At 71.1% G+C, this 15,325-nt stretch carries 13 protein-coding genes; 3 read left to right on the top strand and 10 right to left on the bottom strand.

Annotated elements, in window-relative coordinates:
- Window positions 1–65: 65 nt before the first annotated feature.
- The 4 genes from AB0E94_RS09505 to AB0E94_RS09490 form a co-directional block, all read right to left on the bottom strand.
- Window positions 66–1,754, bottom strand: coding sequence for a ribonuclease J (locus AB0E94_RS09505; RefSeq protein ID WP_317790599.1), 1,689 nt, complete (start codon window positions 1,752–1,754; stop codon window positions 66–68).
- Between the two features lie 13 nt (window positions 1,755–1,767).
- Window positions 1,768–2,661 carry a 4-hydroxy-tetrahydrodipicolinate synthase gene (gene dapA / locus AB0E94_RS09500; RefSeq protein ID WP_360324365.1) on the bottom strand — a complete coding sequence of 298 codons (894 nt, stop codon included), beginning with the start codon at window positions 2,659–2,661 and terminating at the stop codon, window positions 1,768–1,770.
- A 26-nt stretch (window positions 2,662–2,687) separates the two neighbouring features.
- Window positions 2,688–3,227, bottom strand: a complete 540-nt coding sequence (locus AB0E94_RS09495; RefSeq protein WP_360324363.1) for a DUF2752 domain-containing protein — start codon at window positions 3,225–3,227, stop codon at window positions 2,688–2,690.
- A gap of 88 nt (window positions 3,228–3,315) precedes the next feature.
- Entirely contained in the window at window positions 3,316–4,542 is a 1,227-nt protein-coding gene (locus AB0E94_RS09490) for a crosslink repair DNA glycosylase YcaQ family protein (protein WP_360324361.1), read from the bottom strand.
- 39 nt (window positions 4,543–4,581) lie between these two features.
- Here AB0E94_RS09490 and AB0E94_RS09485 point away from each other — a divergent pair, with 39 nt between their 5' ends.
- Window positions 4,582–5,145, top strand: coding sequence for a GNAT family N-acetyltransferase (locus AB0E94_RS09485; protein WP_360324359.1), 564 nt, complete (start codon window positions 4,582–4,584; stop codon window positions 5,143–5,145).
- A 40-nt stretch (window positions 5,146–5,185) separates the two neighbouring features.
- Here the strand turns inward: AB0E94_RS09485 and dapB are convergent, their stop codons facing one another.
- From dapB to AB0E94_RS09460, 5 genes are all read right to left on the bottom strand, one after another.
- Window positions 5,186–5,947, bottom strand: coding sequence for a 4-hydroxy-tetrahydrodipicolinate reductase (gene dapB / locus AB0E94_RS09480; protein WP_360324357.1), 762 nt, complete (start codon window positions 5,945–5,947; stop codon window positions 5,186–5,188).
- Between the two features lie 72 nt (window positions 5,948–6,019).
- Entirely contained in the window at window positions 6,020–7,264 is a 1,245-nt protein-coding gene (locus AB0E94_RS09475) for a pitrilysin family protein (protein WP_360324561.1), read from the bottom strand.
- A gap of 90 nt (window positions 7,265–7,354) precedes the next feature.
- Complete coding sequence (locus tag AB0E94_RS09470; protein WP_360324355.1) at window positions 7,355–9,679, bottom strand: polyribonucleotide nucleotidyltransferase; 2,325 nt, start codon at window positions 9,677–9,679, stop codon at window positions 7,355–7,357.
- A 187-nt stretch (window positions 9,680–9,866) separates the two neighbouring features.
- Window positions 9,867–10,136 (bottom strand): 30S ribosomal protein S15, encoded by a 270-nt coding sequence (gene rpsO, locus AB0E94_RS09465; protein WP_317790591.1) that lies wholly within the window; start codon window positions 10,134–10,136, stop codon window positions 9,867–9,869.
- 114 nt (window positions 10,137–10,250) lie between these two features.
- Window positions 10,251–11,183 carry a bifunctional riboflavin kinase/FAD synthetase gene (locus AB0E94_RS09460; protein ID WP_360324352.1) on the bottom strand — a complete coding sequence of 311 codons (933 nt, stop codon included), beginning with the start codon at window positions 11,181–11,183 and terminating at the stop codon, window positions 10,251–10,253.
- A gap of 101 nt (window positions 11,184–11,284) precedes the next feature.
- Between AB0E94_RS09460 and AB0E94_RS09455 the strand changes: the two genes are divergently transcribed.
- Window positions 11,285–13,942, top strand: coding sequence for a response regulator (locus AB0E94_RS09455; RefSeq protein WP_360324350.1), 2,658 nt, complete (start codon window positions 11,285–11,287; stop codon window positions 13,940–13,942).
- Entirely contained in the window at window positions 13,939–14,331 is a 393-nt protein-coding gene (locus AB0E94_RS09450) for a response regulator (protein ID WP_360324348.1), read from the top strand. Before AB0E94_RS09455 ends, AB0E94_RS09450 begins: the two co-directional genes overlap by 4 nt.
- Window positions 14,332–14,393: 62 nt before the next feature.
- Here the strand turns inward: AB0E94_RS09450 and truB are convergent, their stop codons facing one another.
- A complete protein-coding gene (gene truB / locus AB0E94_RS09445; RefSeq protein WP_360324346.1) occupies window positions 14,394–15,281 on the bottom strand; it encodes a tRNA pseudouridine(55) synthase TruB in 888 nt (295 codons plus the stop codon).
- Window positions 15,282–15,325 lie beyond the last annotated feature (44 nt).

The raw sequence follows: 15,325 nt of genomic DNA, 5'->3' as shown, positions 1-15,325 counted from the left end.
GGAGTACGCAGCTCGACTCAAGATGGTTGAAACGGACGCTCACTCTTATGGATTACACAGGAATCTCAGACCTCGACGACCGTCGGGACGATCATCGGCCGACGCCGATAGGCGTCGTTCACCCAGCGGCCCACGGTGCGCCGCACCACCTGTTGGAGCTGGTGGGTGTCGGTGATGCCGTCCTCGGCCGAGCGGTGCAGGGCCGCGGTCAGCAGCGGGACGACCGGGTTGAACGCCTCCGGGTCCTCGGAGAAACCCTTCGCCGAGATGACCGGCTCGCCGACCACCTTTCCGGTCACCGAGTCGATGACCACGGTGGCCGCGATGAACCCGCCGTCACCGAGGATCCGGCGCTCGGTGAGCAGTGACTCGCTGACGTCACCGACCGCGAGACCGTCCACGTAGACATACCGGCTCTTCACCCGGCCGACCACCCGGGCGTGGCCCTCGACCAGGTCGACCACGTCACCGTCCTCGCAGAGCACCACCCGGTCCGGGGCGACCCCGGTCTCGATGCCGAGCTGGGCGTGGGCGCGCAGGTGCCGCCACTCGCCGTGCACCGGCATCAGGTTGCTCGGACGGGTCACGTTGAGCAGGTAGCGCAGCTCACCGGCGGGCGCGTGACCGGAGACGTGCACCTTCGCCGTCTCCTTGTGGACGACCGTGGCGCCGGCCCGGGACAGCTGGTTGATCACCCGGTAGACCGAGGTCTCGTTGCCCGGCACCAGCGAGCTGGCCAGCACGACCGTGTCGCCGGGGGCGATGGTGATGTGCCGGTGGTCGCCGGTCGACATCCGGCCGAGCGCGCTCATCGGCTCGCCCTGCGAACCGGTGGACATGAAGACGATCTCGTCCGGCGGCAGGTGGGTGGCCTCGTCCAGGCCGACCAGCAGGCCCTCCGGGATGCGCAGCAGGCCCAGGTCTCGGGCGATGCCCATGTTGCGGACCATCGACCGGCCGATCAGCGCGACCTTGCGGTCGAACTCCCAGGCCGAATCCATCACCTGCTGCACGCGGTGCACGTGCGAGGCGAAACTGGCCACGATGATCCGGCCACTCGCCTTGCCGAAGATCGAGCTGAGCACCGGGCCGATGTCGCGCTCCGGCGTCACGAACCCCGGGACCTCGGCGTTCGTCGAGTCGGACAGCAGCAGGTCGACACCCTCGGCGCCGAGCCGGGCGAAGCCGGCCAGGTCGGTGATCCGGCCGTCCAGCGGCACCTGGTCCATCTTGAAGTCGCCGGTGTGCAGGACCAGACCCGCCGGAGTACGCACGGCGACGGCCAGCGCATCCGGGATCGAGTGGTTCACGGCGAAGAACTCGCACTCGAACGGGCCGAGCCGCTCCACCCCGCCCTCGCGGACGGTCAACGTGTACGGGTCGAGCCGCCGCTCGGCCAGTTTCGCCTCGACCAGCGCCAGCGTGAACTCCGAGCCGACCAGCGGAATGTCCGGCTTGTGGGCCAGCAGGTAGGGCACCGCGCCGATGTGGTCCTCGTGCCCGTGGGTCAGCACGATCGCCTGCACGTCCTCCAGCCGGTCCAGGATCGGCGCGAAGTCGGGCAGGATCAGGTCGACGCCCGGTTGCTCGACGTCGGGGAAGAGCACCCCGCAGTCGACGACCAGCAGCTTCCCGTCGTATTCGAAGACCGTCATGTTGCGGCCGATGGCGCCCAGCCCACCGAGCGGGATGACGCGCAGGGCGCCCTCCGGCAGCGGCGGCGGCGGACCCAGCTCGATGTGAGCGTTAGTCATACGCAACTTCCTGTCAGAGCACGATGCCGGCCGCGGCGGCATCCTGGCGCAGTTGGTTCAATTCCTCACCGGTCGCGTCGACCAGCGGCGAGCGGACCGGCCCGGCGGGCAGCCCGAGCGCCCCCAGCCCGGCCTTGACCAGCATGACCCCCTGCGTCCGGAAGATGCCCGTGAACAGGGGCAGAGCCGCGCGGTGCAGGGTCAGCGCGGCTGCCGCGTCGCCCCGCTCCCACGCCTCGATCATCTCCTTGGCGATCTTGCCGGTGAAATGCGTCGACGTGCCCACCAGGCCGACCCCACCGACCGAGAGCAGCGGCAGGGTGGCCGCGTCGTCGCCGGAGTAGTAGGCCAGATCGGTCCGGGCGAGCACCTGCGAGCTGGCGACCAGGTCGCCCTTGGCGTCCTTGACCGCGACGACACGCTCGTGCTCGGCGATCCGCACCATCGTCTCGGTGGTGATCGCCGTGCCGGCCCGGTGCGGGATGTCGTAGACCATGATCGGCAGGCCGGTGGCGTCGGCGACCGCGCGGAAGTGCCGCTCGACGCCCGCCTGCGGCGGCTTGCTGTAATACGGCGTCACGACCAGCAGGCCGTGCGCCCCCGCTTTCTCCGCGGCGTGCGCCAGCTCGATGGTGTGGGCGGTGTTGTTGGTGCCCACACCGGCCAGAACCTTCGCCCGGTCCCCGACGGTCTCGATCACGACGCGGAGCAGTTGCTCCTTTTCCGCGTCGGAGGTGGTGGGGGACTCTCCGGTGGTGCCGCTGATCACGAGAGCGTCGTTGCGCTGCTCGTCGACGAGGTGGGCGGCGAGCCGGGCCGCGCCCTCCAGGTCCAGGGAACCGTCCGGGGTGAACGGAGTCACCATGGCGGTCAGCAGCCGGCCGAACGGCCGCGGGTCGTGCGTCATACCTGACAACCTATCGGACGCCCCGGTCACACGTAGAAAGCGGTGAACGGCGCCCATGGGAGGTTACGCAGGATGCTCCAGACCCCCCAGACCGCCATGAATGTGATCATGACGGCCGGACTGATCGAGAGCTCCGGCAGCTTCCACCGGAACAGGCGACGGCCGGCCCACGCCACGTAGAGATAGATCAGGAACGGCACCACGAAGACGAACAGCAGATGATGCCGGGCCGCCGCGGGCAGGTCGCCGTGCAGCAGGAACCACGCGGCCCGGGTGCCGCCGCAGCCCGGGCAGACGAACCCGGTCAGGTATTTCAGCAGGCAGGACGGTGCCTCGCCGGCCCGGGCGGTGGCCGGATCGGAGATCAGTGTGTAGCCCACCGCGGCGCCAGTGCAGGCCAGCACCGCCAGCGGCGCCAGCCAGATCGGCGAACGGGCCGCGACCCGGTTGACGAACCTGGTGATCCGGTCCGGCTCGGGCGCCGGGTAGAGGAACCACTCGGGCGGGACCGGCGGGCCCTGGACCGGCTGGTCGGCGAGCCAGGACGGCAGCTCGGCAACGGTCATGGCCGTCACGCTACACCCGGGACGCCCGCACCCGGCACGCTCGCGCCGGGCGGCGGATCATGACGCCGTCGCGCTCGCGCGAGGTGGATCATGACGCCACCACGCCCGCGCGCAGCGCGCTCGCCAGCGGGGCCAGCAGGTCACCGCGCTCCGGCAGGGTCACCGTGTGCAGGCCCAGCCACCCGGCCAGCCGCCACAGCTCGGCCGCCAGCGCCACAGCGGTCTCCTCCGGGTCGGCGCCGGGCTCCAGCCACGCCGCCGGGATCTGCAACTCACCGGCCCGGCGATCCGCCTTCAGGTCGACGCGGGCCGCGAACCGCTCGCCCAGCAGGAACGGGAGCACGTAGTACCCGTACAGCCGCTGGGGTTTGGGCACGTAGATCTCGATCCGGTAGGTCATGCCGAACAGGCGCTCGGTGCGGGCCCGCTCCCAGATCAGCGGGTCGAACGGGCTGACCAGAGTGGCCGAGGTCACCCGGCGGGGCAGCCGCGCCTCGTGGTGCAGCCACGCCGCTTTCCACCCGGGAACCGTCACCGGCCGCAGCACCCCGGCCTCGGCCAGCTCGGCGATCGCCGCTCGGCAGGGCAGCACCGGAAGCCGGAAATAGTCACGCAGCTCGGCCTCGCCGGCCACCCCGAGCGCCCGGGCGGAGAGCTCCACCAGAGCGCGGAACGCCTCCTCGGGTGACGGGTCGGGAGTGGCCAGGACAGCCGGCGGCAGCACCCGCTCGGGCAGGTCGTAACGCCTGGCGAACGAGGTGGTGCGCTCGGCGGCGGTCACCTGACCGGTGTAGAAGAGCCACTCCAGCGCCTGTTTGACGACCGACCAGTTCCACCCCCAGTGATCCTTGCTCCGCGGAGCGTCGTGCTCGATCTCGGCCGCGGTGATCGGGCCGCGGGACCGGACCTCGTCGAGCACCCAGGCCACCAGCTCCGGCTGCTCCTCGGCGATGCGGCGCATGTTGCCCCAGGCGAACTCCTTGGCCCGGGCCATCCGCCAGCGGAACAGCGGCTGGAGATCGGTGCGGATGAGCGACGCCTCGTGGCCCCAGAACTCGAAGAGCTCACGGGGACGGCGGTAGGCGGCCCGCTCCAGCAACGCCGGCGCATAGGGCCCCAGGCGGCTGTAGAGCGGCATGAAGTGGGCACGCTGCAACACGTTCACCGAATCCATCTGGATCAGGTGCAGGCGGCGCAGCACCCGGCGCAGGTGGCGCATGTCGGTCGCGCCACCCGGACGGGGATCGAGGAAGCCCTGCGCCGCCAGGGTGATCCGGCGGGCCTGGGCGACGGAGAGCTGTTCGGACACGGCCACCGGGGAAGACTAGGTGACGGGTATGACAAAGTTGCCGCCATGGCACTCGGCTTCGTCCGTCCCGCCCGTCCCGAGGACGCGGCGGAGATCGCTCGCATCCAGCTGTCCACCTGGCGCACCGCCTATCGGCGGATGTTCCCGGCGCACGTGCTGGACAACCTCGACGAGGGCTACCTGGCCCGCGGCTGGACCGAGGCGATCACCGCCCCGCCGTCCGCCCGGCACCGGGTCCTGATCGCCGTCGAGCAGGGCGAGAGCTCGTCGCACGTGGTCGGCTTCGCGGCGTCCGGGCCGGCCGACGAGCAGGCCCTGGCACCCGAGGAGAAACCGCTTCCGGAGGACGTCGCGGCCGTCACCGACCTGCTCATCGAGCCGCGCTGGGGCCGTCGCGGGCACGGCAGCCGGCTGCTCGCGGCGGCGGTCGACAACTGGCGTGACGACGGCTTCCGTACCGCGGTGGCCTGGGTCTACGACGCCGACGAGGCGATGCGGAAGTTTCTCGGCTCGACCGGCTGGGAGCCGGACGGCGCGGGCCGCGCCCTGGACGTCGACGACCTTCTGGTGCCGCAGCTCCGGCTGCACGTCGCGGTGACGGAGGCCTGACCTTCGGCCACACCCGTGGAAGTCGACAGGATCGCGGCGGTCAGCCCTCCAGCAGCGGGTCCAGGCCGATGGTCAGGCCCGGCCGGGTGATCACGTTGCGGACCGCGAGCAGCACGCCGGGCATGAAGGACGACCGGTCCAGCGAGTCGTGCCGGATGGTCAGCGACTCGCCGGGGGTGCCGAACAGCACCTCCTGGTGCGCCACCAGGCCGGCGGCCCGGACCGAGTGGACCCGGACCCCGTCGATCTCGGTGCCGCGGGCGCCGAGCTGCTCCTCCTTGGTGGCGTCGGGCATCGGCGGACGGTGCGCCGCGGCCCGGGCATCGGCGATCACCCTGGCGGTGTGCATCGCGGTGCCGCTCGGCGCGTCCAGCTTGCGCGGGTGGTGCTGCTCGATGATCTCGACCGAGTCGAAGTAACGCGCGGCACGGGCGGCGAACTGCATCATCAGCACCGCGCCGATGCCGAAGTTCGGCGCGATCAGAACACCCACCCCGGGCTTGGCGGCCAGCCAGCCGCGCACCTTCTCCAGCCGCGCCTCGGTGAACCCGGACGTGCCGACCACCACGTGGATGCCCTGCTCGACGGCCCAGTGCAGGTTGTCCATCACCACGTCCGGGTTGGTGAAGTCGACCAGCACCTGCGCGCCGGCGTCGGAGGCCTGGAACAGCTCCTCACCGTGGTCGATCATCGAGACCAAGGCGAGATCCTCGGCGGCGTCGACCGCCTTGCACACCTCGAGGCCCATGCGGCCCCGGGCTCCGAGAACACCGACACGGATGGATTCAGCCAGCTCAGTCACACGGTCAACTTAACGCAGCCCACCACGTGGGAGAGCACCGCCCGGACCACGCGGGCGGCGTCCCCACGGCTGCTAGGCGGGCAGTTCGCCGGAATCGAACGGGCCGACCACGGCCAGCGACAACGGCCGGGCGAGCAGATCCGCCGCGACCGCGTGGACCTCCGCGGCGGTGACCGCGTCCACCCGGGCCAGCATCTCGTCGACGCCCATCAGGTCGCCGTGCAGCAGCTCCGACTTGGCCAGCCGGCTCATCCGCGAACCGGTGTCCTCCAGGCCCAGCACGAACGACCCCTTGGTCATGCCCCGCCCGCGGACCAGTTCCTCGGCGGTGATGCCGTCGGTCGCGACCCGGTCCAGCTCGATCCGGATCAGGTCGAGCACCTCACGCGCCTTGGCCGGGGCGCATCCGGCGTAGACACCGAACAGGCCGCTGTCGGCGTACTGCCCGGCGTACGAGTACACCGAGTAGGCGAGGCCGCGCTTCTCCCGGATCTCCTGGAAGAGACGGCTCGACATGCCGCCGCCCAGCACGTTGTTGAGCACGCCCATCGCGAACCGGCGGTGGTCGTGCCGGCCCAGGCCGGGACCGCCCAGCACGATGTGCGCCTGCTCGGTGTCGCGGTGCAGGACGAGGTCGTGGGCCTTGCGGACCCGTACCCTCTTGTCGGCCGCCCGGGGCGCCGCCGGATCGGCCGGGCCGGTGTCCAGCGGGGTGCCCGCCAGGGCCTTGCGCACCAGCCGGACCACGGCCTGGTGGTCGAGGTTCCCGGCGGCCGCGACGACGATCTCCGGGGCCGTGTACCGGCGGCGGTAGAAGCGGTTGATCTGGTCCCGGGTCATCGGCGCGATCGACTCCGGGGTGCCGGAGATCAGCCGGCCGAGCGGGTGATCGCCGTAGATCGCCTCGGCGAAGACGTCGTGCACCTCGTCACCGGGCTCGTCCTCGTGCATGGCGATCTCCTCGAGGATCACGCCACGTTCGGTCTCCACGTCGGCCGGGTCGAGGATCGAGTCGGCCACCGCGTCCACCAGCACGTCCACCGCGAGCGGCAGATCGGCGTCGAGCACCCGCGCGTAGTAGCAGGTGTACTCCTTCGTGGTGAAGGCGTTGGTCTCGCCGCCGACCGCCTCGATCTCCGCGGAGATGTCGAGGGCCGTACGCCGATGGGTGCCCTTGAAGAGCAGGTGCTCCAGGAAGTGCGAGGCGCCGTGCAGCGACGGGGTCTCGTCACGGGAACCGATGCCGACCCAGATGCCGAGAGCGGCGCTGCGGGTGGTCGGGATCGCTTCGGTGATGATGCGCAGGCCACTGGGCAGGACGGTCTTCTTGACGCCGTCCTGGAGGGTCCGGGTAGAGACGCGGGCCGGCCTAGTGGCCGGCCCGCGGTCCTGATCTGTCACAGGTGTTTACTCGCGACGCTCGCCGCGGTCGCCACCGGACGGACGCGACCGGCGACGACGGGGCTCGCCACCACCGTCACGGGGAGCACGCTCCTCGCGGGGCGGCCGGTTCTCCGCGGGAGCCGCGGCGGCAGCCGGGGCCTCCTCGCCCTCCGGGCGCACCTTGTCCAGGTAGATCTTGCCGCGCGCGTCGATGTCCGCGATGGACACCTCGACCTTGTCGCCGACGTTGAGGAAGTCCTCGACCTTGTCGACCCGCTTGCCGTCGCCCACCTTGGAGATGTGCAGCAGGCCGTCACGGCCGGGCAGCAGCGAGATGAAGGCGCCGAACGCGGCCGTCTTCACCACGGTGCCGAGGAACTTGTCGCCGACCTTCGGCAGGGTCGGGTTGGCGATCGCGTTGATCCGCTCGACCGCGGCCTCGGCGGCCGGGCCGTTGGTCGCGCCGACGTAGATCGTGCCGTCGTCCTCGATGGAGATGTCGGCGCCGGTCTCGTCCTGGATCGCGTTGATGGTCTGGCCCTTGGGGCCGATCACCATGCCGATCTTGTCGACCGGGATCTTCACGGTGGTGACCCGCGGGGCGTGCTCGCTCATCGCGGCCGGGCCCTCGATCGCGGCGGTCATCACCGACAGGATCGTGGCGCGGGCCTCACGGGCCTGCTCCAGCGCGCCGGCCAGCACGTCCGACGGGATGCCGTCGAGCTTGGTGTCCAGCTGCAGAGCGGTGACGAACTCGCTGGTGCCGGCGACCTTGAAGTCCATGTCACCGAACGCGTCCTCGGCGCCCAGGATGTCGGTCAGCGCGACGTACTGGGTCTTGCCGTCGACCTCGTCCGAGATCAGGCCCATGGCGATGCCGGCGACCGGCGCCTTCAGCGGCACACCGGCGCTGAGCAGGGCCAGCGTCGAGGCGCAGACCGAGCCCATCGAGGTGGAGCCGTTCGAGCCGAGGGCCTCGGAGACCTGACGGATCGCGTACGGGAACTCCTCGCGCGACGGCAGCACCGGCACCAGCGCGCGCTCGGCCAGAGCGCCGTGGCCGATCTCACGCCGCTTCGGCGAGCCGACCCGGCCGGTCTCACCGGTCGAGTAGGGCGGGAAGTTGTAGTTGTGCATGTAGCGCTTGGTCTTCTCGGGAGCGAGAGTGTCCAGCGACTGCTCCAGGCGCAGCATGTTCAGCGTGGTGACGCCCAGGATCTGGGTCTCGCCGCGCTCGAACAGCGCCGAGCCGTGCACGCGGGGCAGCACCCCGGTGAGGGCGGTCAGCGGGCGGATGTCACGCGGGCCACGGCCGTCGATGCGGACCTGCTCGCGCAGCACGCGCTGGCGCACCTCGGACTTGGTGACCGAGCGGAACGCCGCGCTGATCTCCTTCTCCCGGCCCTCGAACCGCTCGTCGAGCAGCTCGTGCGCCTTCGCCTTGACCAGGTCGAGGGACTCCTCGCGCTCCTGCTTGCCGGCGATCTTCAGCGCCTCGGCGACCTCGGAGCGGACCGCCTCGGAGACGGCCGAGTAGACGTCGTCCTGGTAGTCCAGGAAGACCGGGAACTCGGCGACCGGCTTCGCGGCGATCGCGGCCAGCTCGCTCTGCGCGCGGCACAGCTCGCGGATGGCCGGCTTGGCGGCCTCGAGACCGCTCGCGACGATCTCCTCGGTCGGGGCGGCGGCGCCGGCCGAGATCAGCTTGATCGCGTGCGGGGTGGCCTCAGCCTCGACCATCATGATCGCGACGTCGCCCTCGGCGGTGACGCGACCGGCCACGACCATGTCGAACGTGGCGCGCTCGAGCTCCTCGAGGGTCGGGAAGGCGACCCACTGGCCCTCGACGTGCGCGACGCGGGTCGAGCCGACCGGGCCACTGAACGGCAGGCCGGAGAGCTTGGTCGACATCGAGGCGGCGTTCATCGCGACGACGTCGTAGGGGTGGGCGGGGTCGAGCGCGAGGACGGTCTCGACGACCTGGACCTCGTTGCGCAGGCCCTTGGTGAACGACGGGCGCAGCGGCCGGTCGATCAGGCGGCAGGTGAGGATGGCGTCCTCGGACGGACGGCCCTCACGCCGGAAGAACGAGCCGGGGATCCGCCCGGCGGCGTACATCCGCTCCTCGACGTCGACGGTCAGCGGGAAGAAGTCGAAGTGGTCCTTCGGCTGCTTGCTGGCGGTCGTCGCGGAGAGGACGGTGGTGTCGCCCAACTGGACGATCACCGATCCGGCGGCCTGCTGCGCGAGGCGGCCGGTGGAGAACACGATCTCCCGGGTGCCGAACGAGCCGTTGTCGATGACGGCCGTACGGGATTCGTTGCCGAGAGCGTTGTTCTGCTCTGTCATGAAGTGCGGTACTCCTTCGTCGTGGACCCGGCGGTCAACAGCGCGGTGCAGTGAGCCGGTCTTCGATCGAAGTGCCCAGGGATGAAACCTGGGAACCACTACCGAGGACCGGTGCTGACGGTTGCGACCCGCGCGGGTCCGTGGGGTGGAAATCAGGGGAGCGACCGGAGCCGCTCCCCCGGTGGAACTATCGGCGCAGGCCGAGACGCTCGATGAGCGAACGGTAGCGCTGGATGTCCTTCTTCTGAACGTAGTTCAGCAGGCGGCGGCGCTGACCGACGAGCAGGAGCAGACCACGACGGCTGTGGTGGTCGTGCTTGTGAGCCTTGAGGTGCTCGGTCAGGTCGGCGATCCGCTTGGTCAGCATGGCGACCTGAACCTCGGGCGAACCGGTGTCGCCCTCCTTGGTCGCGTACTCACCCATGATCTTGTTCTTGGTCTCTTGATCGAGCGCCATGTTCTCCGAGATTCTGTGTTGCCGATTGCACGGTTACCCCGCGACCCGCGGCGTCGGGCAGGCAGGCGGGACCGGTGTCGGATATTCCAACGACCGTTCAACCCTACCAGGGGGTCAACTGAGTAACACCCGGGTCTCGGCGACGTCGGCCTCGATCTGGGCCACCAGCGGCTCGATGGCGTCGTATTTACGCTGCTCGCGCAGGTGGGCGACGAAATCGAGGCTCACCCGCTCGCCGTACAGGTCACCGGAGAAATCGAGCACATACGCCTCGACGCGGCGTTCCCGGCCGGAGAATGTGGGATTGGTGCCGATCGAAACGCTCGCCGGCAATCGAGCGCCGTTCTCCCCGCCGCGGGTGAGCCAGGCGGCATAGATGCCGTCGGCCGGAACCGCCGCATAGCGGTGCGTCATCAGGTTGGCCGTCGGATAACCCAGCTCGCGGCCGCGCTGATCGCCGCGGACCACCACGCCCGCCAGGCGGTGCGGACGGCCGAGCGCGGCGGCTGCGGCCCGCACATCCCCGGCGTCGACACAGCTACGGATGTACGTGGAGGAGAACACCAGTCCGTCCTCGGCCACCAGCGGGGCGTCCTCGACGGTGAAGCCGAACGTGCGCCCGAGCGACTCGAGCAGCCCCACGTCACCCGCCGCCCGGTGCCCGAACCGGAAGTTGTCACCGACCACCACGGCCGCGGTGTGCAGCGACTCGACCAGCACGTCGTGCACGAACTCGTTCGGCGTCAGCTGGGAGAAGGCCGGGGTGAACGGCACCACGCACAGCGCGTCCACGCCGAGCGCCTCGATCAGCTGCGCCTTGCGGACCGGCTCGGTCAGCACCGCCGGATGCGAGCCGGGGCGCACCACCTCGGCCGGGTGCGGGTCGAAGGTCATCACCACCGACTGGAGGCCGGAGTCACGGGCCCGTTTCACGGTGTGCCCGATGATCGCCTGGTGGCCACGGTGCACCCCGTCGAAGACCCCGATCGTCACGACCGACCGGCCCCACCCGGACGGGATCGTTTCGAATCCCCGCCATCGCTGCATCGAACGCTCCTCCGCCGACTCTGCCCGCCCTAGCGTATCGATCGTTCAGCCTGCCGGTATCAGCCCTCCACCTCACCCACCTGAGTACGATAAATGGCGAAATGAGCGTCGGGTGGAGTCGCCTCGTACTGCTCGCTGCGGAGGTCACCTTCGCGGTGCTCTTCCTCCGTGCGCTGCTCGGATTCCTCCGCCGCCGCGACCCGCTGCGCCGCGACGTCGCTCTGGTGTTCGCCCCGTTCGTGCTGGTCGTCTGCATCGACATGGCCCGGATGGCACAGGGCACCCTGCCCCGATGGCAGAACGCGATAGGCGCCGCGGCGATCCTGTCCCACCCGTACCTCACCCTCCGGCTGGCCGGGCGCCTGCGATCCGTGCCCCGGGCGCTGACCGTCGCCGTGCTGGTGGGATACCTCACCGTGCTGATCCCGGTCGCCGTGCTGCCCCTGCCGCTCCCGCCCCCGGCCCGGACGCCCGCGGTGCTCTACTTCCTGGCCGTCGAACTGATCGCCGCGGCGCTGCTGTTCGGCGAGGCACGGACCCGGACCGGCGCGAACCGGGCCCGGCTGATGATCGCGGCCGGCGCGACGATCGCCTTCGGATGCGTGATCCTGCTCCGCGGCCGCGGCGGCGACACCCCGATGCGGACGGCGAGCATCGCGCTGGCCCTGATCAGCGCGATCGGCTACCTGATCGCCTTCCAGCCGCCGCGATGGCTGCGGCGCGCCTTCGCCGCCGCGGCCGCCCAGCTGGTCACCGAACGGATGCTGCGCGCGCCGGCCGACTCGCCGGAACAGGTCTGGCAGACCTATGCGGAGATCATGCGGGACCAGACCGGCGCCGACGCGGTCGCCGTCCTCCTGCATTCGACGAGCCAGGGGTACGCACGGATCGCGTACTCGGGTCCGGGGCGGCCCGGCGACGGCCCGATCGAGGCGGACCTGGACCGGCTGGCCCGTGGCCGCGCCCCGATCCGCCTGCGCGACGGCGGGCCGGGGCTGGTCGCCCACTTCGGGGACGGACTGGCCGACGACTTCGTCCGGGTGCTGCGGATGCGGGTGCCACCCGACGTCGAAGGGGCGGTGCTGCTGTTCAACCGGCATCGCAACCTGTTCAGCGAGGACGACCTGCGGCTGCTCGCCGAACTCGGCGGCCAGACCGGGCTGCTGGCCGAGCGGCAGGCGATCACCGCCGAGCTGAGCGCCTCGGTGGCCGCGCTGACCCAGGCCAGTCAGGCGAAGAGCGACTTCCTGGCGAACATGAGCCACGAGTTGCGTACCCCCTTGAACGCCATCATCGGATTCAGTGACCTGATGCGGCTCGAAGAGCCGGAAGGCGACCGTCGCCGGGTGCCCGCCGACTGGGTCGACCACGTGCACAGCAGCGGCCGTCACCTGCTCGGGCTGATCAACGACATCCTCGACCTGACCAAGGTCGAGTCCGGGCGGATGGAGCTGCGCCTGGCCCCGGTCCGGGTCGACACCACGATCGAGGAGCTGCTCACCGGCCTGGCGCCACTGTTCACCGGCAAGCGGCTCGCGATCCGCGCCGACCTGGCCCCGGTGACCGTGCTCGCCGACCGGCTGCGGTTCCGCCAGATCGTCGAGAACCTGCTCTCTAACGCGATCAAGTTCACGCCGGACGGCGGCAACGTCACGATCACCGCCCGCACGGCCGGCGACCGGATCCGGATCGTGGTCGCCGACACCGGCGTCGGCATCGCCACCGCCGACCTGGAACGCGTCTTCGAGGAGTTCCAGCAGGCCGGCGACCCGGAACGGCGGCACTCCGGCACCGGCCTCGGGCTGGCGCTGACCCGGCGGCTGGTCGCCGCCCACGACGGTGAGATCACCCTGGTGTCGGAGCCCGGCCGGGGCAGCGAGTTCACCGTCGAACTGCCGGCCGCGTCCATCGCCGCGCCCTCGGCCCATCCCGGCGCCGGGCCGTACGTGCTGCTCATCGAGGACGACCCGCAGTCGGCCGAGCTGATGAGCACCCAGCTGGGCAACGCCGGCTACCGGGTCGAGGTGGCCGGCACCGGGGAGAGCGGCCTGGCGCTGGCCCGCGAACACCGCCCGGACGCCGTCGTCCTCGACGTCACCCTGCCCGGGATCGACGGCTGGGAGGTGCTGCGCCGGTTCAAGGCCGACCACCGGCTGGCCGGCATCCCGGTCTTCTTCGCCAGCATCCTGGACGAGGCGCCGACCGGGATCGGCCTCGGCGCCCACGACTGGTTCGTCAAACCCGTCGAACAGTCCGCCCTGCTCAGTGCCCTGACCAACGCGATCGCCGCCCGGCCCGTCCCGCGTGTGCTGCTGGTCGACCACGACGACGAGGCCCGCCGCGCCATCGCCGAAGGACTACGGGCCGGCGGCGCCGACGTGGTGGCCTGCGCCGACGCCCGGGACGGCCTGGCGCGCAGCCGTACCGGCGAGTTCGACCTGATCGTCTGTGACATGCAGTCACCCGAGGAGGACGGGTTCAGCCTGCTCGCGGCGATCGAACAGGACCCGGACGGCCGGCATACCCCGGTGCTCGGGCTGAACGCGGCGACCCTCGCCTCCGGGACCTCGCCGCTGATCGCCACGGCCATGGCCGGGAGCGCGGTCGCCGAGGCGCTCATCCGCGGGGGCGGCCCGCCGTCACCGCCCCGGCTGAGCCCGCATCCGGCTGCACGGCGCGGGACCACCCGGGTACCCGAGGTCGCCGTCACGCTCCGCAGCGCAGTCCCGCCCACCGACGCCCGGAGGTCCGAACCGTGAGCGAACCGCACCGCATCCTCCTGGTCGAGGACGAGGAACTCAACCGCATGCTGGTCAAGGCGGTGCTGGCCCGGGCCGCCGTCGCCGCGGTCCGGGACGCCGAACTGGTCGACGCCGCCACCCTGGCCGCCGCCCGGGAACGACTGGCCGACACCGACTTCGACCTGATCCTGCTCGACATCAACCTGCCCGACGGCAACGGCCTCAACCTGGCCCGCGAACTGGCCGCGGCCGGGGTGCCACGGCCGCCTGTCGTCGCGGTCACCGCCAGCGTGCTGCCGCAGGATCAGAAGGCGGCGCTGGAGGCGGGCTGCGACGACTTCCTCGACAAGCCGTACGCCGCCGCCGACCTGGTGGCCACGATCGCCCGCCACCTGGGCTCACCCTGACCTTGTGAGGTTACGGCTGCCCGGCGGGCACAACCGCACAAACATCTGTGGGAGGGCGGCCCTCAGGCGGGGGCCAGGACTATCTCGGCACGGGCCCGGCCGTCCCGTTCGCTGACCACCGCAAGCACCTCGCCCGCCGGGTCGAAGACCGCGTACGGCCCCTCGATGCCCACGGCCGGGAGCGGCCCGCCGTGCCGCAGCACCCGGGTCTCCTCCTCGCTGGCGACACGCTGTGGAAACGCGCGCCGGGCAGCCTCGGCGAGCGGCAGCCCGATCACATCCGGCGCGCGCTCCTCCAGCTCGGCCAGGGTGGACGCGGCCGCCAGGGTCATCCCGCCGACCGCGGTCCGCCGCAGCGCGGTCAGATGCCCGCCGACACCGAGCGCGGCGCCCAGGTCGCGGGCGATGGCTCGGATGTACGTGCCGGACGAGCAGGTCACGTCGATGTCCACATCGATCACGTCGAGGTCGGCGGGCCGCCGGATGTCGAGGACGTCGAGCCGGTGCACGGTGATCCGGCGGGCCGGGATCTCCACGGTCTCACCCTCACGGACCCGCTTGTAGGCCCGCTCACCGTTGATCTTGATGGCGCTGACCGCGCTCGGCACCTGGTCGATCTCACCGACCTGAACGGCCAGACCGGCCCGGATCGCCTCGTCGGTGACGTGCCCGGCCGGGACGGTCGCGGTGACGTCGCCCTCAGCGTCGTCGGTGATCGTCGACGCACCGAGCCGGATCGTCGCGGCGTAGCTCTTCTCCGCACCGATCACATAGGTCAGCAGGCGGGTGGCCCGGTTCACCCCGATGATCAGGACGCCGGTGGCCATCGGGTCCAGCGTCCCGCCGTGCCCCACCCGCCGGGTCTTCGCCAGCCGCCGGATCCGGGCGACGACATCGTGCGACGTCATCCCGGCCGGCTTGTCCACCACGATCAGTCCGTCCGTGTTCACCCGCCCACCCTATTGGTTCCCCCATCCCTACCCCCGCCTCACCT

The sequence above is a fragment of the Actinoplanes sp. NPDC026670 genome, assembly GCF_040638175.1.
Classification (GTDB): Bacteria; Actinomycetota; Actinomycetes; order Mycobacteriales; family Micromonosporaceae; genus Actinoplanes.
Note: the sequence above shows the minus strand (reverse complement) of the source record. Positions and strands in the feature narration are given on the sequence as shown.